Annotated in this window: 18 protein-coding genes; 7 read left to right on the top strand and 11 right to left on the bottom strand. The window is 67.1% G+C overall.

Features of this window, described 5'->3' with window-relative positions:
* Positions 1-7: 7 nt before the first annotated feature.
* Positions 8-760, bottom strand: a complete 753-nt coding sequence (locus AC1DRO_RS17150) for a TetR/AcrR family transcriptional regulator (RefSeq protein WP_476951757.1) — start codon at positions 758-760, stop codon at positions 8-10.
* 134 nt (positions 761-894) lie between these two features.
* Here AC1DRO_RS17150 and AC1DRO_RS17145 point away from each other — a divergent pair, with 134 nt between their 5' ends.
* Positions 895-1,722 carry a DUF2306 domain-containing protein gene (locus tag AC1DRO_RS17145; protein ID WP_476951756.1) on the top strand — a complete coding sequence of 276 codons (828 nt, stop codon included), beginning with the start codon at positions 895-897 and terminating at the stop codon, positions 1,720-1,722.
* Positions 1,719-2,258 (top strand): DinB family protein, encoded by a 540-nt coding sequence (locus tag AC1DRO_RS17140; RefSeq protein ID WP_476951755.1) that lies wholly within the window; start codon positions 1,719-1,721, stop codon positions 2,256-2,258. Before AC1DRO_RS17145 ends, AC1DRO_RS17140 begins: the two co-directional genes overlap by 4 nt.
* A gap of 107 nt (positions 2,259-2,365) precedes the next feature.
* On the opposite strand, the gene AC1DRO_RS17135 is transcribed toward AC1DRO_RS17140, so the two are convergent.
* The 4 genes from AC1DRO_RS17135 to AC1DRO_RS17120 form a co-directional block, all read right to left on the bottom strand.
* Positions 2,366-4,093, bottom strand: coding sequence for a thiamine pyrophosphate-dependent enzyme (locus tag AC1DRO_RS17135; RefSeq protein WP_476951754.1), 1,728 nt, complete (start codon positions 4,091-4,093; stop codon positions 2,366-2,368).
* 293 nt (positions 4,094-4,386) lie between these two features.
* Positions 4,387-5,901, bottom strand: a complete 1,515-nt coding sequence (locus AC1DRO_RS17130; protein WP_476951753.1) for an amino acid permease — start codon at positions 5,899-5,901, stop codon at positions 4,387-4,389.
* Positions 5,902-5,975: 74 nt separating this feature from the next.
* Positions 5,976-6,920, bottom strand: coding sequence for a glutaminase (locus AC1DRO_RS17125; protein WP_476951752.1), 945 nt, complete (start codon positions 6,918-6,920; stop codon positions 5,976-5,978).
* Positions 6,917-8,515, bottom strand: coding sequence for a PucR family transcriptional regulator (locus tag AC1DRO_RS17120; protein ID WP_476951751.1), 1,599 nt, complete (start codon positions 8,513-8,515; stop codon positions 6,917-6,919). Before AC1DRO_RS17120 ends, AC1DRO_RS17125 begins: the two co-directional genes overlap by 4 nt.
* Before the next feature lie 328 nt (positions 8,516-8,843).
* Between AC1DRO_RS17120 and AC1DRO_RS17115 the strand changes: the two genes are divergently transcribed.
* Complete coding sequence (locus AC1DRO_RS17115) at positions 8,844-9,755, top strand: MBL fold metallo-hydrolase (protein WP_476951750.1); 912 nt, start codon at positions 8,844-8,846, stop codon at positions 9,753-9,755.
* Between the two features lie 27 nt (positions 9,756-9,782).
* Here the strand turns inward: AC1DRO_RS17115 and AC1DRO_RS17110 are convergent, their stop codons facing one another.
* Positions 9,783-11,822 carry a glycosyltransferase family 2 protein gene (locus tag AC1DRO_RS17110; protein WP_476951749.1) on the bottom strand — a complete coding sequence of 680 codons (2,040 nt, stop codon included), beginning with the start codon at positions 11,820-11,822 and terminating at the stop codon, positions 9,783-9,785.
* A gap of 131 nt (positions 11,823-11,953) precedes the next feature.
* Positions 11,954-12,187, bottom strand: a complete 234-nt coding sequence (locus tag AC1DRO_RS17105; RefSeq protein ID WP_028276090.1) for a hypothetical protein — start codon at positions 12,185-12,187, stop codon at positions 11,954-11,956.
* A 246-nt stretch (positions 12,188-12,433) separates the two neighbouring features.
* On the opposite strand from AC1DRO_RS17105, the gene AC1DRO_RS17100 reads away from it, so the two are divergent.
* The 3 genes from AC1DRO_RS17100 (at position 12,434) to AC1DRO_RS17090 (ending at position 14,994) form a co-directional block, all read left to right on the top strand.
* The gene (locus AC1DRO_RS17100; RefSeq protein WP_476951748.1) at positions 12,434-13,054 is read left to right on the top strand and encodes a DnaJ family domain-containing protein; all 621 of its coding nucleotides are present in this window, start codon (positions 12,434-12,436) and stop codon (positions 13,052-13,054) included.
* A gap of 106 nt (positions 13,055-13,160) precedes the next feature.
* A complete protein-coding gene (locus AC1DRO_RS17095; RefSeq protein WP_476951747.1) occupies positions 13,161-14,072 on the top strand; it encodes an SDR family oxidoreductase in 912 nt (303 codons plus the stop codon).
* A gap of 160 nt (positions 14,073-14,232) precedes the next feature.
* On the top strand, positions 14,233-14,994 hold the full coding sequence (locus tag AC1DRO_RS17090) for a DUF4386 family protein (RefSeq protein WP_476951746.1): 762 nt from the start codon (positions 14,233-14,235) through the stop codon (positions 14,992-14,994).
* 55 nt (positions 14,995-15,049) lie between these two features.
* Here the strand turns inward: AC1DRO_RS17090 and AC1DRO_RS17085 are convergent, their stop codons facing one another.
* Both AC1DRO_RS17085 and AC1DRO_RS17080 read right to left on the bottom strand, forming a co-directional pair.
* Positions 15,050-16,069, bottom strand: coding sequence for a zinc metalloprotease (locus AC1DRO_RS17085; protein WP_476951745.1), 1,020 nt, complete (start codon positions 16,067-16,069; stop codon positions 15,050-15,052).
* A 225-nt stretch (positions 16,070-16,294) separates the two neighbouring features.
* Entirely contained in the window at positions 16,295-16,450 is a 156-nt protein-coding gene (locus AC1DRO_RS17080) for a hypothetical protein (protein WP_476951744.1), read from the bottom strand.
* On the opposite strand from AC1DRO_RS17080, the gene AC1DRO_RS17075 reads away from it, so the two are divergent.
* Positions 16,427-16,813, top strand: coding sequence for a hypothetical protein (locus tag AC1DRO_RS17075; RefSeq protein WP_476951743.1), 387 nt, complete (start codon positions 16,427-16,429; stop codon positions 16,811-16,813). The genes AC1DRO_RS17080 and AC1DRO_RS17075 overlap by 24 nt on opposite strands.
* Here the strand turns inward: AC1DRO_RS17075 and AC1DRO_RS17070 are convergent.
* Positions 16,776-17,417 (bottom strand): NADPH-dependent F420 reductase, encoded by a 642-nt coding sequence (locus AC1DRO_RS17070; RefSeq protein ID WP_476951742.1) that lies wholly within the window; start codon positions 17,415-17,417, stop codon positions 16,776-16,778. The genes AC1DRO_RS17075 and AC1DRO_RS17070 overlap by 38 nt on opposite strands.
* A gap of 205 nt (positions 17,418-17,622) precedes the next feature.
* Positions 17,623-17,772: a hypothetical protein gene (locus tag AC1DRO_RS17065; RefSeq protein ID WP_164468554.1), complete on the bottom strand. Its 150-nt coding sequence runs from the start codon at positions 17,770-17,772 to the stop codon at positions 17,623-17,625.
* Positions 17,773-17,852: the final 80 nt, after the last annotated feature.

The raw sequence follows: 17,852 nt of genomic DNA, 5'->3' as shown, positions 1-17,852 counted from the left end.
GGGCCGGTCAGGGCGTTGCCGGCGTGGAGGTCTGCGCCGGAGTGGTCTGTGCCGGAGTGGAGCTCCAGTGCTGCCGGTGCAGCCGCTCGAAGCCGTCCAGGAGCAGGTTCAGGGCGAACTCGAACTCGAACTGGTCATCGCACCCCTGGCCCACCACGGAGTCCTGGTGCGCGGAGGCGGTGGCGACCTTCAGGATGTTCGGATACCGCTCGGCCATCTCCTGGAACATGGCCGCCTGCGCTTCCGGCGGAAGGGTGTCCAGCCCTGCGGCGTCCCCGCCGGCGGAGTCATTGAACAGCTCCTGGGTAAACCCCCACATGCGGCTGCCGAGGGCGTGCATGACGTGATGGGTCAGGTCCACGGAGAAGCCTCCAGCCAGGAACATGCCGATGAACGAGTCCATGTAACCGAGGACCGCTGGCGTTTTATTCGTGCGTGATTCCAGCACTTGCCGGGCCCACGGATGCCGCAGCAGCGCCCCCCGCGCCGAGAGCACCCTCAGGCGCACTGTGTCCTTCCAGCCGGCATTGCGGACGGGAGGATCGATCTCGCTGACAAGGGCGTCCACCATGCCGTCAAGGAGTTCCTCCTTGTTGGCCACGTGCTTGTACAACGCCATCGGCACGACGCCGAGTTCCTGCGCCAGCCGGCGCATGCTCAGCGCCTCGATCCCCACCTGATCGGCCAGCACGACGGCGGCAGCCAGGACGCGGTCCCGGCTCAACGGGATCCGGCGCGTGCGCTCCGCTTGCTGGGTCATCCGGCCACCCTTCCCTAACGGTTCCCCATTGACAAGTGTACGCCGTACACCTAACGTGGCCGCATCAGGTGTACGCCGTACACCGCGCGATTCATGTACCGCCGCCGCCAGCCATCCCAGCCAAGGACCACGCCGTGACAACACACGCCAGCAGCGCCCCCGTCCCCCGTGTCCGCCGCCGCCCCCAGTGGCCAGTGCCCGCCGGGTTGATCCTTCTCAGCCTCATTCCGGTGATCGCCGGCGCGGCGCGGCTGACGGAACTGACCGGCGGTGCAGCCATCACCGCCCAGAACGCCCGGTTTTTCGCCTCGCCCGTGCCTGTGGTGACGCACATCCTCAGCGTCACCACCTACAGCCTGCTCGGTGCGTTCCAGTTCCTCCCCGCGCTGCGGGGACGCCGGGGCTGGCACCGCATCGCCGGCCGCATCCTTGCGCCGGCGGGCCTGCTGGCCGCCCTGTCCGGTCTGTGGATGGCCGTCTTCTATCCGCTGCCGCCCGGCGACGGGCCCGCACTTTTCGTGCTGCGGCTGGTCTTCGGCTCGGCCATGGCGGCGAGCATTGTCCTGGGCGTCGTGGCGGTTGTGCGCCGGAATTTTGTGCGGCACGGCGCATGGATGACCCGCGGCTACGCGATCGGCGTCGCCGCGGGAACGCAGGCGCTGACGGGGCTGCCGTGGATGCTGCTGGTGGGCCCGCCCGACGAGCCGACCCGGGCGGTGCTCCTGGGGGCAGCCTGGGTGATCAACCTTGCGGTGGCCGAGTACGTCATCCACCGGCGCGCCAGGCGGACCGTGCGCATGCCCACCGCCGTCGTCGTCCCCGTCCCGGCCGTCGTCGAACCCGAACCTGCCGCCGCCGTCGTCGTCGAAGTCGCCGGAAGCGTGCCGGCTCGCCGTACTCTTCCGGCGAAGCGGACGGTTTCCGGCGACGTGGAGGCCGGGCGGCTAGACTCACGCGCATGACAATTGTGGACGAACAGGGCCGCCCCGAGCCTCCCCTCGCCTCCGACGAAACCGCGACCCTCCTGGGTTTCCTGGACTACCAGCGGGCCACCCTGGCGTGGAAATGCGCCGGGCTGGACGCGGCCGGCTTTGTGGCTACCACAGCTGCCTCGTCGATGACACTGGGCGGGCTCCTGAAGCACATGGCCTATGTGGAGAGCGAATGGTTCTCCCGTTCCCTGCACGCCCGGGACCGGGAGGCCCCGTTTGCCGCCGTGGATTGGAAGGCCGACCCGGACTGGGAGTGGCATTCCGCTGCCGGGGACACCCCGGACCAGCTGCGCACCCTGTGGCAGGACGCCGTGGACCGGTCCCGGGCCAGCGTCACGGAGGCCCTGGCCGCCGGTGGCCTGGACCAATTGGCCCGTCGCCCGTGGCCCGACGGTTCGGCACCGAGCCTGCGCTGGATCCTGTGCCACATGATCGAGGAGTATGCCCGGCACAACGGCCACGCCGACCTTCTCCGCGAGGCCGTGGACGGCGAAACAGGGGAGTAGCCTCGAGGCACCCCTCCAACCACCCGTTGCGCTATCAGTCTCGGCGGTTATGGACGCGCCGAATGAGGACCAGGACTGATAGCGCAACCAGGTTAGTTAGGGTGGATTTAGTAGGCCTTGACCCGCTGTTCGACGACGAGGTGGACCAGGGCGAACACACCGTCCCGGTCGATGGCGGCCAGTGCGGCCTCGAGGGCGGCCGGCACATCCCGGTCCTGGGTGACGGTGATGCCGAAACCGCCGAACGCCCGGGCCATCATGCCGAAGTCGGGGTTCTTCAGCTGCGTGCCCGACACCCGGGACGGGTAGTGGCGTTCCTGGTGGGTGCGGATGGTGCCGTACTCCTGGTTGTCCATCACGATGATCAGCGGCGTGGCTCCGTACTGGGCGGCCGTGGCGAGCTCCTGGCCGTTCATAAGGAATTCTCCGTCGCCCGCGATGGTGACCACCCGGCGCTCCGGGCTGGCCAGTGAGGCGGCGATGGCCGAGGGCACCGAGTACCCCATGGAACCGTTCCGGGCGCTGATCATCGAGGCGTAGCGCCGGGTGGGGAAGTACCGGTGCGCCCAGTTGGTGTGCTCGCCTGCCCCGAAGGTCACCATGGCGTCCTGCGGCAGCAGCGGCACAAGGTTCGCCATCAGGGTGTCCATCTTCGCGGGACCGCCGCCGGGTGTCGACGGCGGCAGGCTGGCGAAGGACTGCTGCTCGGCGCGCATCCGGGCCGTCCACGCCTTCCATTCCTCTTTGACGGGCAGGTCGATGTTGACCAGATCCCGGACGAAGGCATCCGGCTTGGCCAGGATTTGGCGGGAGACCGGACCGGAGCGGCCGCGCAGCGAGGGATCGATGGAGACGAGGAAGTTGTTCTTGTTCCAGTCCTGCCGGCAGACGAAACCGTCCGTGATCACGTCCCCCGGGACCGTCCCGACGAAAACGAGCAGGTCGGTTTCCTCCAGGAGGTCATAGGTGGGGCGGGGCCGGCCGTAGCCGATCGGCCCCACGTAGCTGGGCGAGTCAAAGGTTACGGTCCCCTGTGTCCGCCACTCCGCCGCGGCCGGGATGTGGTGCTTTTCGAGCCATCGGGTTAGTTCCGAGGCCGCTTCCTGGGTCCAGTCGTTCCCGCCGGTGACAAAGAGCGGCTTCTTCGACTGCGCCAGAGCCTCAGCCAGCGCACCGGCATCGGTGCTGCTCATGCCGCCCGCGGCCACCGGGATGGCCGGATGCAGGGCCGGATCAATGGGGACCCGGATGATGTCCTCCGGCAGGCCCACCACCACGGGCCCCGGACGGCCGCTCATGGCCGCGAACATTGCCTCCGCGACAATTTCGGAGGCCCGCTCGGGGTGGTCGAGGACCATCACGCGTTTGGCGCCGGTGTCGAACCACGCCTTGATGTCGAACTCCTGGAACGCCTCGCGGTCCCGGTGCGCGAACGGAATCAGTCCGACGAAGAGCAGCATCGGGGTGGAGTCCTGCCACGCGGTGTGCAGGCCCACGTGGGCGTTCGCTGCCCCGGGGCCGCGGGTGACCATGGCGACGCCGGGGCGCTGGTTCATCTTGCCGTCGGCCTCGGCCATGTAGGCGGCGCCGCCCTCGTGCCGGCAGACCACGGTCTCGATCTCCGAGCCGTGCAGCCCGTCGAGGACGTCCAGGAAGCTTTCCCCCGGGACAACAAAAGTGCGTTCCACCCCGTGCGCCACGAGCGAATCAACAATTACATGGCCGGCGGACTTGAGGGTGCTGGCGCCGTTGAAGTTGTCCTTGATGGCCGCTGGGGCCGTCTGCAGGGGTTTGATGGTGTCGCCTTCAACTGGGTGCGTATCGGTTGCGGTCATTGTGGATGCAGACTCGGTTTTCATCACTACTTGTCTTCTTGGGTTGGGTTGGAGGGCATGGCATGTCCACTGAATCCAGCGGAACGGTGGCTAGTCTGTTTCCGGTCCGGTGCAGAAGAAGCAACCGTCCTCGCAACTGTCGTTCGACGCCGGCGGCTTGCCTTTGTTTGCGGCTGGCGGGTCGAGTTCCTGCAGAGTGCTGGTTCGGCCGGGACTCAGCGGGTTTCGTGGCTTCATGAAGGCTTTCGCGTTGGGTGCCGGGTTGTGGGATTGGACGGCACTGGGATGTTCGATTAGCGAATTGGGGTCCGGTTGGCCAGCACGGGCGCGGCGCCCGTGAAGCCGTCGCGGATTTCGGCTATGTCGTGGATCTGCTTCCGGCAGGCGTACCAGCCGCCTACCATCAGCGCGCAGGCCACCAGGGTCACCAGCAGTGTGAGCGGGGAGTCGATGAAGACCATGACGAGCACGCCGAGCAGGAATACCAGGGAGAGGTACCCGGTGTAGGGGGCGCCGAACATCCGGAAAGTGGGGCGCTCAAGCCAGCCTTTGTCTGCCCACCGTTTGAGCTGGATCTGGCAGAGCACGATCGTGGCCCACGTGACGACGATGCCTACGGCGGCGACGTTCAGGACGATCTCGAAAGCCTGGCCGGGGACCAGGTAGTTCAGCGGGACCCCGAGGAGGGAGACTCCGGCGGTGATGGCGATGCCGCCGTAGGGGACACCGGCCTTGTTCATCCGCTGGGCGAACTTCGGGGCCGATCCGGCCACTGACATGGAACGCAGGATGCGGCCGGTGGAGTATAGACCGGCGTTCAGCGAGGACAGGGCGGCCGTGAGGACCACGAGGTTCATGATGACGTCCACGCCCTGGATACCGATGGATCCGAAGAACGTCACAAACGGGCTGACGCCTTTTTCATACGAGGTGTAGGGCAGCAGCAGGGCGAGCAGAATGACCGAGCCGACGTAGAAGACGGCGATCCGGAAGACCACGGAGTTGATGGCCTTGGGCATGATTCTTTCGGGGTTTTCGGTTTCGCCGGCGGCGGTACCGATCAGTTCTATCGAGGCGTAGGCGAACAGCACGCCCTGCATAAGGATGATCATGGGCAGCAGGCCGTTGGGGAAGAGGCCGCCATTGTCGGTGATGAGGCTGATTCCGACTTCCTGTCCTTCCACGGGCGTGCCGAACATGACGAAGTAGGTGCCGACCAACAGGAACGCGACCAGGGCCGCGACCTTGATCAGGGCGAACCAGAACTCGAGCTCGCCGAACACCTTGACGGAGACGAGGTTGAGGCAAAGGACCACGACGAGGGCGATCATCGCCCATGCCCACTGCGGTACGGCCCCCATCCAGGGGATGTATTTGCCGAAGAAGTTCATGTAGAGGGCCGCGGCGGTGATGTCCACGATGGTGGTGGTGGCCCAGTTGATCCAATAGAACCAGCCGGAGATGAACGCGGCTTTCTCTCCGTAGAATTCGCGGGCGTAGGACACGAACGATCCTGACGAGGGCCGGTGCAGCACCAGTTCACCCAGGGCGCGCAGGATCAGGAACGCGAAGAAGCCGCAGACGGCGTAGGCGATGACCAGTGACGGGCCTGCCGCGTTGAGCCTGCCGCCGGCACCCAGGAACAGGCCGGTCCCGATGGCCCCGCCGATCGCGATCATCTGGATCTGCCGGGGCTTCAGGCTCTTGTGATAGCCCGAGTCCTCCGCGTGGATCAGGGCATCCGAAGCGTGGGCGTGGCCGCCATCGGCCTGGTACAAGCCAACCTCGTCATTGGGGTTGTTGGGCATGGGTGTTCCTTTCGATCTGTCAGAGATCTAAATGGGGTTCTGGAGGGAGATTGTGGGGACAGCCGTACGTCAGATCAGAAAATCGACCACCCGGTCCGGTCGGACAGGTCAGCGAGAGCCGCCGTGCCTGCCAGGGAATTTCCTTTGGAATCCAGCCGCGGGCTCCAGACGCAGATGGCGCACTGGCCGGGGACAATTGCCAGGATGCCGCCGCCTACACCGCTTTTCCCGGGAAGTCCCACGCGGTAGGCGAACTCGCCGGCTGCGTCATACATGCCGCAGGTCAGCATGATGGAGCCGATGCGCTTAGCCTCGCTCCTGGAGATCACCGCGCCTTGTGCGCCGCGACCATCCTGCGCAAGGAATAGACCCGCCTTGGCCACCTCCACGCAGGTCATCATGATTGAGCACTGCCGGACGTAGTTCTCGACCACTGCCTGTGCGGGCCGCCGCAGGTTGCCGAATTCCTTCAGGAAGTGGGCGAGGGCGAGGTTGCGGCTGCTGGCGGAGAGTTCACTCTTTGCGGCCATTTCGTCGATGAAGGGGCTCTGTCTTCCATTCTGTTGTCCCACCTGGCCGGTGAGGAAACGCAGGACCTGGGCGGCGGCGTCGGGAGTTCTTTCCATCAGATGGTCGGTGACCACCAGGGCGCCCGAGTTGATGAACGGGTTCCGCGGGATCCCGTGCTCGACTTCAAGCTGGACCAAAGAGTTGAAGGACGTCCCTGAAGGCTCGCGAAGGACCCTGGACCACAACGAGCCGGAGTCATCGGCGCCGAGCGCCATCGCCAGGGTGAAGACCTTGGAGATGCTCTGGATCGAGAACGGAAGATCGGCGTCGCCGGAACTGAAGAGCTCCCCGGACGTTGTGGCAACCGCGATGCCGAAACGGTCGAACGGCGGGGACTGCAGGTGGGGAATGTTTGCGGGGACTGACCCCGCTTCCGTCCGGGGCCGGTGGCCGCGGACAATGTCATCCAGTAATAAGGCAAGCGGCGGCGAATCAAGTGTTGTCATCATTTCTTGCCCACGTGCTCCTTCTGCGTGCCGGACCACTCCTGAACATGCAGCAGCGCGACCAGTGCATGGCGGGGATTGCCGAAGTCCAGGCCGGTGACCCGGCTGACCTTGCCGATCCGGTAGTAGACGGTGTTCTTATGCAGCTGCATCCGCTTCGCGCACTCGGCCACGTCGAGTGACGCGTCGAAGAAGGCACGCAGGGTTACGGCCAGTTCCGCGTCGTCGCGGAGCAGGGCCCAGAGGCTGCGGTGCCGGAAGGCCGCCGTCGTAAAGTTCTCCACTGCGTCGTGGAAGAGGATCTCGGCTTCGAAATCGTCCACCGTGGCAACCGAAACTTCGCCGGAGCGGCGCATGCAGCCCAGCAGCGCTTCGCATATTCCGGTCACGGAATGGATTGATAGCAGATCGGGAACAGCGGGGCCGACGGCGGCAAAGGGGCTGATGCCGAGGTGCTTGTTGGCGTCCTTGACGATTGCCTCGGCCAGACTCCGCAGACCGGCCCCGGCGTTGGCGGACTGCAGCCCGGGAAGGATCACGGCGGTGTCGCCGTGAAACTGTCCCACGATGGCTGAAGGCTTGAAGGCGGCTGCATGGATTGAAGCGAGGTTGGCCAGCTCGCCGTGTTTGAGTGCGGCGTCGTTCTCCTGGGCTTCGGACGCGGAGAGGCCAATCAGGATCAGGGCCGCGGGGCGGTCCGCTGGGATTTTCTCGCTGTGCGCGCTCGCCGCAGCCTCCGCGGGACCCGAAAGGAGGCGCACGATCCGGTCCTCGCGCATGTGCACGGATTGCTGGTTGCGGTACCGGATCAGTTCGGCGGAGGCCCGCGCGGCCGAGCCGGTGAGCACATAGTCGACGTCGTCGCCGAAGCCCCCGCCGGTTTCCTGGAGCCAGATGTAGCCCATGATGCGGTCACCGGCGAACAGGCTGATGGCGACGCGCTCCCGCAGGCCGTCCTGGGGCCGGGCGGGAACCCGGACCGGCAGGCGCGTCCGGTGCAGCTCGCGGTAGGCGCCGAGGTCCTTGAGCAGGAGTTCGTATTTGCGCGGGCCGCGCCGGGCCAGAATCGAGGCCTTGCGCAGTTCGTCAATGGCGTTGGTGACCGTGGAGTAGGCCAGGACCTTGTTGGCGGCGTCCTCGATCACCACGTGGCTGGAGGTCAGGCGGGCCGTGGTCTGGGCGATGGCGAAGAGGTCTTCTTCGAGCAGGGTCAGCACTTCGCGCTGGTAGCTGGGCGGCTGGATCCGGTCCTTGGCGATGGACAGCAAGCGGTCCCAGTCTGCCGCCGGGTCCACCAGAAGCAGGCCGGTTCCGGCGGCGCGGAGCAGCTCTTCGGCTTCCGCCAGTTCGTCGGGGCTGCCCTTGACGGCCAGGATCAGGGGCGGGCTTTTCAAGAGGCGCCGCACTGCGGGCAACGCGGAGCGTCCGCGAACGCCGATCAGCAGGACGAACGCAGTCGCGCCGTCGGCGGTCTCGTCGTCGGCGTCGACGATCAGAAAGCGTTCGATCGAAGCATCCGTGCGGGAAGGCCGAAGCATCAGGCTGGCGAACCCCAGCGGAAGATCCGCGAGGATGTCGTCCACTGTAGCTGCGGCCATGGGCTTCTTTCTGACATTGGCACCCTTCCCGGACGGCTTTGTCCGGACACCTCAGCCTATCCAGCAGGCAGCGCCGAAAGTATGGAAAAGCTCCTAAATTAAGCGGCCCGTTTTAGGTCTGCGGACCAAGGCGATGTCTGCAGAGCTGCGGGGCCCCATCGATTGCTCCGTAAGTGCCGTAAACACTTGTCAGAAGGGCATCTACGGAGCAATCGACGGGGTTTGAGGACCGGACGGGGACCGGTCATCATGGAGTGTTGGTGCGTCTTTGCGGAACCGACGTCCGCCGCACCCGCCGCCACTGGCGCTGACGCCCCTAGGAGAACGCATGGAGACGCCCCCGAACCTGACCGACTTCACGGCAGGTGGCGCCCGGTCGGGAGACCTGGAGGTGGCCTGGATCCACGGCTCGGAGTCGGCGAAGCACAACACGGACCCGGACATCCAGGTCCACGCCTACGACGGGCACACCTTCATCCTGCGCCAGAACATGGCGGTCAACTACGAGGCGCCGTTCATGTTCCTGCTGTTCGGCAACGCCAGGGCCGTCCTCATCGATACCGGCGCGACCGCATCCGCGGACTTCTTCCCGCTGCGACGTGTTGTCGACGGCCTTATGGAGACCTGGCTTGCCGCCCATCCCCGCGACGGCTACGGCCTCCTTGTCCTCCACACCCACCCGCATGGCGATCATGTCGCAGGCGATGCCCAGTTCGCGGCCCGTCCCGACACCGTTCTGGTGGACGCGGCCCGGGACAATGCCTGGGAATTCTTCGGATTCACTGACGCCAGTGACCCGGACGCCGGCGACCGCGGCGGCGCCGTTCAGTCCGCGCAGGTGGACCTCGGCGGGCGCGTCCTGGCATGCTGGCCCAGCCCGGGGCACCACAACGCGGCCGTGACGTTCTACGATGCCCACACCGGGTTACTGCTCACCGGAGACACGGTCTATCCCGGCCGGCTCTACATCCAGGACTGGCCAGCGTTCGTGAGCACCATCGACCGTTTGATCGGCTTTTGCGCCACCCACCCCGTCACCCATGTCCTGGGCTGCCACATCGAAATGTCGCGGCAGCCCGGCGTCGACTATCCGATCTTCACCACCTACCAGCCCGACGAACCACCGCTGCAGATGACCGTCGAGCAGCTCCGGCAAATCCGCCGGGCCATTGACGAGGTGGGCGGACGCCCCGGCCGGCACGTGTTTCCCGGGTTCATCCTCTGCCTCGAGGGGGAGTGAGCGGGCGGGAACGCCGGCCTCCAGCCCTCAGCGCCCCCGCAGCGACGCCGCGGCCGGGACGCCGGGCGGGAAATCGGGGAGCGCCCCTGCGGGCGTGTGGAAGATCCACAACGAGAGCGCACGGTAGGTTGCCCAGTCGTCGTCGGCCGCCCGCAGGGACGCGATCTCGGTGCCGTCGGGTTGCCCGGTGGTGCGGATGACCTCCAGCCGGACCGGCGCGGCCTCCGGCAACCGGAGCATGACTGACCCCGAAGCCGGCAGCGTGCCGTGCGGGAAGCGGACTGCGGCTCCGCCGACCGAAATGTCCAGCAGCTCTCCGCTGGTGCCCTCGGACTCTACCGGCGCGGACACCTCCATCCGGTAGGCGTTGCGGCGGGATGTGGCGAATTCGGCGGCCCGGATTCTGCGCGTTCCGAGCACCAGGACCGCGCCGGCGAGCACCAGCCAGGCACCGGACGCCACCGTGGAACCGGGCGTCGTGCGCCAGGGCACGAGCCCGGCCAGCCCGGCGGCTGCGTAAAGAATCACCGCGGCGATGAGGACAACCATCACGATCAGGATGCGCGGGGTCCGGCCCCGGAGCCGGAGGTCGGCGGCACCCTTGGGCGTCACCTGGAACTCCAGGATGTTCCGGGACATGAGCCACCAGAGGCACGCCAGGCCGACCGGGACGCGGAAAATCCGCAGGGCGAAGGCCGTGGGCCAGTGGATTTCGTTGCGCATCAGCTGCTTGGACCCCCACAGGCGCACGGTGAACATGACCAGAAAGACCCCGGTGAAAAGCAGCGGCCCGGCGGTGGAGGTCTGCGCCCCGGACAGCATGATCACCACCGGAATCAGGAAGGCCACCAGCGTGGCGATGCCCTCCAGCCACCACAGCGTGCCGTTGAGGTACTCGTGGTAATTCCGCCACGACAGCCACCCCTTCGCCGCCCACAGCTTCTCGTGGACGAGGATCTGCATGGCACCCATGCCCCAGCGCCGGCGCTGCAGCAGGTACTGGTCCGGCGTCGCCGGCGCGAGCCCGACGGCGAGCGTCTCGTGGTGGTAGACGGTCCGCCAGCCGCGCCGGATGAGTTTGAGCGTGGTGTGCATGTCCTCGGTGATGGTCTCGGTCGCCACGCCGCCCACCTCCTCCAGGGCGCTCAGGCGCAACAACGACGTCGACCCGCACCAGAAGGGTCCGGCGCCGGGTACGTTGCGGGACGCCATGAGGACGTTGAAGAAGGTGCCCTGCTCACCCGTGATGCCGTCGTCGTCGAACGCGCCGCCGTTGTAGAACGACTGCGGACCCTGGATCAGGGCGATCTCGGGGTCTTCGAACCAGCCCAGGGTGGCGGTGAGGAACGTGGGCAGCGGGACGTGGTCGCAGTCCAGGACGGCGATGATGTCGATGCCCGGGCCGCCGGCGGCCTTCTCCGAGGCCATCAGGGACAGGGCGTGGTTCATGTTGCCGGCCTTGGCGTGGTCGTGGACGGCCCGCCGGACGTAGCGGGCGCCGTAGGCGACGCACATTTCTTCGACCCAAGGCCGATCGCCGTCGTCGAGGACCCACGTCTCATGCGCCGGGGCCAGCTCGCAGGCCGCCGCGACCGTGGGCGTCAGAACCTCGATGGGCTCGTTGTACGTGGGGATCAGCACCGCCACCCGCATGCCGTTCGGGGCCTCCGTCACGGGCGCCGGCGGATGGCTGTCGATGTTCCACACTGACCACGCCTTCAGGATGAGGCCGGCCAGCGGCAAGGCCTCGAAGGTGACCAGGATCCAGGCGATGGCCAGGTTCCATTCCCCCGACGGCATCGTGAACAGGACACGCCACGTCAGGTAGAGGACCAGGGCGGCGATGGCCGCGATACCGCCGATATGGGCCAGCCTCCGGGACCGGGGTGCTTCCGCTCCGGGAGGTCCGAGCCGGGCGGCCCAGCCGGCAATGCCGGCCCGGGTCAGGGCTGTGGCGTCCAGTGGTACGGGCCGCGGCGCAGCGGATGATTTTCCAGTCGGCAGTCTTTGAGCCGATGCGTTCTCGGTGCGCTGCCGCAGATCTTCACGCAGATTCTCACGAGGCACGTGATCTCCCTCAGCTAGATCCGGTGCTCAATGTCCGATCAGCGTAGCCGCGGCGTGGCACCCGGGACCGGATCCGCCGGAATCCTTGCGCAAAACTGCGTAGGGAGTGCGCTTCGTCCTACTGCTTTGATCTATTGCTTTGCAACGTGTTCCGCGTCCTCGGGTCCGACGAAATTGCACGAGCCGGGGTGGCGCTTGGGCAACGTGCACGTGCGCCCGGTGGGCAGGTGGACGTTGGCGCACCGGCCCGCCATGGCCACGTCTTCGCGGACATGCGTGACGTGCGTGCTGCTCTGGTCCTCTGGCGCTTCCTCGCGGCTGGTTTGCAGGGGGCTTCCGGACGCGCTCTGGTTTTGGCTGTTCACGGCTGCAACTCCTCGGGATCTGCTGTGCAGAAAAAGATGGGAAGGATGCTTAGTTTTATCCGAAGTCCCCAGCTTCGCACGGGTGGGTTAACACCGGGTTACGGGAGTGTAAGGATCCCGTCTCGGCGAGGGAGCGGGGTGCAACGGCCGCGGTTCGCCGCCGCGCGGACCTTTTGCCGCCGCCCGGCTGTTCCTCATACTGGAAGGCAGATCCGCGATTCCGACAGGACAGGACGGTGGTGACTGATGAGCAGCGGAGTCAGTGGTTCCAACAGCGCGTTCCGGCGCCGGGTGGAGCGTGCCGCGGAACTCCGGTCCGTGCGGGCCTCCGGCAGCACCGCGCAGGAGAACGACGAGCTCAACGCCGCCGAGGAGGAACTCCGGCAAAAGCGCGCCAAGATCGACGACGCCGCCAAGGCCGAGTACCTGGTCCGGGACGCCATGGCGCAGGGCAAGTTCGACAACCTCAAGTACGCCGGCAAACCGATTCCCGGGCTGGGCGAGGCGTACGACCCCGACTGGTGGGTCAAGGGCCTGATCCAGCGGGAGAACATCTCCGGCCTGGGCCCGAAGGCGATCCTGCTCCGCACCGAGGACGCCGAGCTCGACGCGCGGCTCGATGCCCAGTTCAGCGAAAAGCAGGTCCGCGAGATTGTGGAGGACTTCAATGCCCGGGTCATCGATGCCCGGCGGCAGCTCCAGGGCGGGCCGCCCGTGATCACCAAGACGCGGGACGTCGACGTCGAACTGGACCGCTGGCGGGGCCGCCGGGCTGCCGTGGCCGCCGTCGCCCCACCGGATCCGGAGCCGAAGCGGTCCTGGTGGCGGCGGCTGTGGAGCGGGGCGGGCCAGGCGCCGCCGAACTAAACGCTCACAGGCTACGGGCGCCGTCGAACTCCTTGGGCTCATTACCCGGGTTACCCGGGTGCCCGCCCTTCGCAGCTGCCGCAGAGAAAACATTTAGGAGATAACAATGTCTGAACAGGAACCCGTGCTGGTTGTCGGTGCAACGGGATCGCTCGGTGGGCAGGTCGTCGACCAGCTTCTTGACCGGGGCAAGAAGGTGCGGGCGCTTGTCCGCCCGAGCTCGGACGCGGGCAAACTCGAGGCCAAAGGCGTCGAGATAGCCCGCGGCGACATGCTCGACCTCGATTCGCTCGTCGCCGCGATGACCGGCGCCGCCGCTGTGATCACGACGGCGGCCGGGTACACCGGGAAGAATAAGAACGCCCACGAGATCGATACGCGTGGCAACGCCAATCTCGCCATCGCCGCCAGCAAAGCCGGGGTGCCGCGCTTCGTGCTAACGAGCATCCTCACGAGCGACCAGACACCGAATGTGCCGCATTTCTGGCACAAGAAGCTCGCCGAGGACAAACTTGAAGAACTCGGCGTCCCGTTCGTGGCCCTGCGTCCCGGAGCATTTTTCGATCAGATCGCCCAGATGGGCGGTGACCCGTTCGAGAAGGGCCGCATCGTCTGGCTTGGCTCTAAAAGCGTGCCTTTGACATTCGTTCTGGTCAGCGACGTCGCGACTTATCTCGCGGAAGCCGTTGACGCGGACATCGTCGCCGGGGAGCGCATCGATCTGGGCTGGAGCCGGCCGATCAGCATGCAGGAAGGCGCTGGTCTGGTGTCGCGGCTGGCGAACAAGAAAATCAGGGTCGTGTCCATTCCCGCCGGACTGCTCCGAGCTGTAGGCAAGGTTTCGGGAAAGTCAGCCCCGCTCATGAAAGACATGGGAGCCATGGCGGCCTGGTTCGATACCGGCCGCTACGTGGCCAAGACGAGCCGCCAGGCAGAACTCTTCGGTCCCGCGCCAACTCCGGAAGACGCGGTGGCGCGCTTCGCTGCGCGGTTGGGCCATGGACGAGCGCAGTCCTAATGGGTGCAGCGGGCCCGGATTAGCGGGCGGTCCCGCCGGGTCGCACGTGCGGCCGCGACATGCCGGTCAAAGGTCCGTGGCTCCGCGGACGCAATCGGCGTAGCCTGCGCTTAGGCGCGCACTTCGCGCACCCGCGCGTCGGCACGAAACGGGCGATGCCATGAAAAAATACGGCACAGATCATAATCCGCGGCCGGCGGCTTGGGCCGGGTCTGGGCGCCCGTCATCAGCCCGTGCACCGCTTCGCCTCGCCGCCACCCTGGCGTTTGCCGGCTTCGTAATGTCCGTGGCCGCCGGGTTGCTCCATGCCGACACGGCCAGCGCAAACGACCACCCGGCGACGTTCGCGGAGTACGCCCGCAGCGGTATTTGGACGGCGGTCCACCTCGGCCAGTTCGCCGGCATGGCGCTTCTCATCTCCGGGCTGCTGGTCCTGCTGGTGGTCCTGGAAGCACCGGACGGGGCCCTGGCCTGGACGGCCCGCTTCGGCGCTGTCGCTGCGGTCGCCGCGCTGGCACTTTACGCCGCGCTCCAAGCCGTCGACGGCGTTGCCCTCAAGCACGCAGTGGACGCCTGGGTTGCGGCTCCGGAACCGGAGAAAGCTGCGCGGTTTGCGACGGCCGAGGGTATCCGTTGGCTGGAGTGGGGCATGCGCAGTTATCAGAGCGTCGTGCTGGGCGTGGCCCTGGTCCTGACCGGTGCCGTGGTTGTCGGGGCGCGCCGCATCTCCCGGGTAATCGGCTATCTCATGGCGCTGTCCGGGCTCGCCTACCTCGCGCAGGGCTGGATCATCGGGGCCGAAGGCTTCTCCCCGGCCAACTCCGTTCCCACACTGGCCGGCATTGTCCTTGTTCTGGCGTGGTCCGTGTGGCTCCTGGTCAGGGCCTGGTTCGGGAAGGACGCGCCGGCCCGCGACCGGTGACGCGGCTGGCGGACCCCGACGGCGGGAGGTTCAGCCGCCGTCGTCGTCGTGTCCGTCAGAGTTCCGGGACGCAGGGGCCGGAGCCCAGCAAAGCCAGTCCGGCGAGGTCGCCGGCGGCGAACCCGGTCAGCCCACTGTTTTCGGCGTGCATCAGCTGAGTCGGATCGTCGACGTGGTCCAGTCCTACAACGTGCCCGAGCTCATGCAGGATGACGGCACGGACATAGGCGGGACCGTCCGGCCGCAGCATGATCCTGGCGAGATCGGGAGCGTCCAAAGCCACCTGGCCCGACACCAGGACGGCGGGGCGTCCGGAGACACTCACGGCTGTGCTCCCGCCACGCCCGGCAACGTTTCCTGCAAGCTGCGGGACTTCCTCCGGAGAAGACCACGCGATCAGCACGGGGGCCCACCTCCGGCCGTAGCGGTCCGGCTGATAGGTTTTGCGCTGCTCGGTGGGTGCCTCGGAGGTGACGCCATCGGCCGCGAAGTGCAGCCCGGTGGCAGCCGAGACCTCATCCACGGCCTCGCTGATCAACCGTTCTGCGCCGGGCGGCGCGTTGTCCGGCCGGACGACGTAGTGGACCGGCCGGCAGGGGTCGTAGGCAGTGAAGCCCTGAACTCCGTCCGGGGCCGGATGCAGTGCATAAGCATGCGAGCCGCTGCTGACCGGCGGCCTTCCCAGCGGGGAATTTGCGGCGTCAACCCCGGGCGGCGGCGCGGTGGCGCCGGGCAGGTAGGGGCGCACAGGGGCCATTACAAACTGCTCGAACAGCGGAGGGAGGAAGTTCAACCCCACGATCAGGGCAATGGCAACAAAGGTGCCGGATTTGCCCCAGTGACGTGCGCGCCGTGGCCGCTTCCGGCGGGGCCGGACAATTTTCGGAGTTTTGCCGCCAGCGCCGGGGACTTCGCGCCACGGGGCAGGGTCCTCGAGCTTGCCCAGGGCCTCGTCGACTGCCCACTGTGGAATTCGCCCGCTGGCGGAGCGGCGGACGCCGCCCCGTGGGGCGCCTTCATAGAAGCGTGAGTCGTCCCCAGCCGGATAGTCCCGGCCGCCAAAGTCTGAACGCAACTTGTCCCCCTCGTTGCATGCGACCCATCTCCCCAGATGGATCCCCTACAGCATAGGGGAATGACCATCCGGGAGTCGTCCCCGTTCAGGATTTCCCCGGGTCCTGCGGTGGCGCCGCGCGCTCCCGCCCGGATTCGCCGGAAGCCTGCGAGAGCGCCGGAAAGGTCCGGCGACTTCGCAGGCTTCCGGCGAATTCGCGCGTCGAGGCGAAGGCGTTAGTCCGTTTTAGCCTCCGGCGGAGCCCTGGTCCGCGTCGAATCCGGCCAGGAGACGCCGGGAGGCCGTGTCCATGTGGAAGCGCATGGCCGCCGTCACGGCGGCCTCATCGCGTGATTCCAGGGCAAGGAAGATCCCGCGGTGCTCAGCCAGGGCCGATGCCATCTACTACGCGAAAACTCGCCGGCAGGCCAGGGCCGCGTCCGCGCCCAAGTCCGGGAAATCAGCACCACCGAGGACGCGATCAAGGACGCCGACGTCGTGATCCTCGCGGTCCCGGACACCGTCCTGGGCGTCGTGTCCCACGGCGTGGTTCCTCAGATGAAGTCCGGCGCCATCCTGCCCACCCTCGACCCGGCCGCCGCCGACGCCGGCCTGCTTGCCAAGCGCCTAGCCCCTGGCCGAATTCGCCGGAAGGCTGCGAGCCCGCCGGAAAAGTCCGGCGACCTCGCGGGCTTCCGGCGAATTCGCGCGCCCGGGCCAGGACGGGTCAGATGGTGCGCGGTGCCTTGGCCAGGTTCTCTGTGAGCTCGGCCGCGTTCTGCCGGATCACGTAGGCCGGGCGGTCCCGTTCCGTGCGCCAGCTTTCGGCGAGCGGGCCCATGTTGACGGTGTCGAAGCCGAATTCGTCGTAGAGCCTGGTCACCAGCTCGGCCGCTTCCGGGAAGTCGCTCGCCGTGGCCAGGGCACGGCGGTTCGGGGTGCCGGCCGGCGTCCCGTCCGTGGTGATCTGGGAGAACATGATGTGGTTGAAGGCCTTGGCCACCTTGGACTGGGGAAGGTGCTCCTGCAGCAGGCCGGACGTGGTGGCCTCGCCGGCATCCACGGCCGGGATATGCCCGTCGCGTTCCCAGTAGTAGTTGTTGGTGTCGAGGACGATCTTGCCGGCCAGCGGTTCCACGGGGACGTCCGGGAGGCTCCTGAGCGGCACGGTGACGACGGCGAAGTCGCCGGCTGCGGCCGCCTCGGCCGGCGTTGCGGCCCGGGCCCGGGGCCCCAGTTCCGCGACGAGGTCCGCCAGGGTTTCCGGTCCACGCGAGTTGCTGATCACGACGTCGTAGCCGAGCTCCACGGCCTTGCGGGCGATCTGGCCGCCAATGTGTCCTGCACCGATGATTCCGATTGTTGTCATGCCGGGAGCAACACCCGGGCGAGCGAAGATATTTCGCCGGTTAAGGACGCTGTGCGGCTGGGACCGTCAGGAGACCGGCCGGGGCAGGCGAGTCCAATTCGCCGGAAGCCTCCCCGCTCGCCGGAAAGTTCCGGCGAGCCCGCAGCGTTCCGGCGAATTCGCGCGTAGAGAGGCTCGCGCGTAGGGAGGCTAGCGCGTAGCGAGGCTAGGCCGTGGGGCCCGGTTCGTCGTCGGTGTCCGGGCCTTCTGCCGCGTCCTGGGAATGGGCGCGGTCGTCGAAGGGTTCAGCCGTTGCATCACCTTCGGCGGGGGTCTCGCTGTGGTGACGCTCGGGCGCCTGTGAGTCGTCGCTCATGTCCGCTCCTTAGCTGCTCCTGCGGTGGATTGCTGGCTATTTGAACATCTAGCTCCCGCAGCGAGAGGGCTGTCAAGGGC

The sequence above is a fragment of the Arthrobacter sp. P4_F11 genome, from assembly GCF_056401395.1.
Note: the sequence above shows the minus strand (reverse complement) of the source record. Positions and strands in the feature narration are given on the sequence as shown.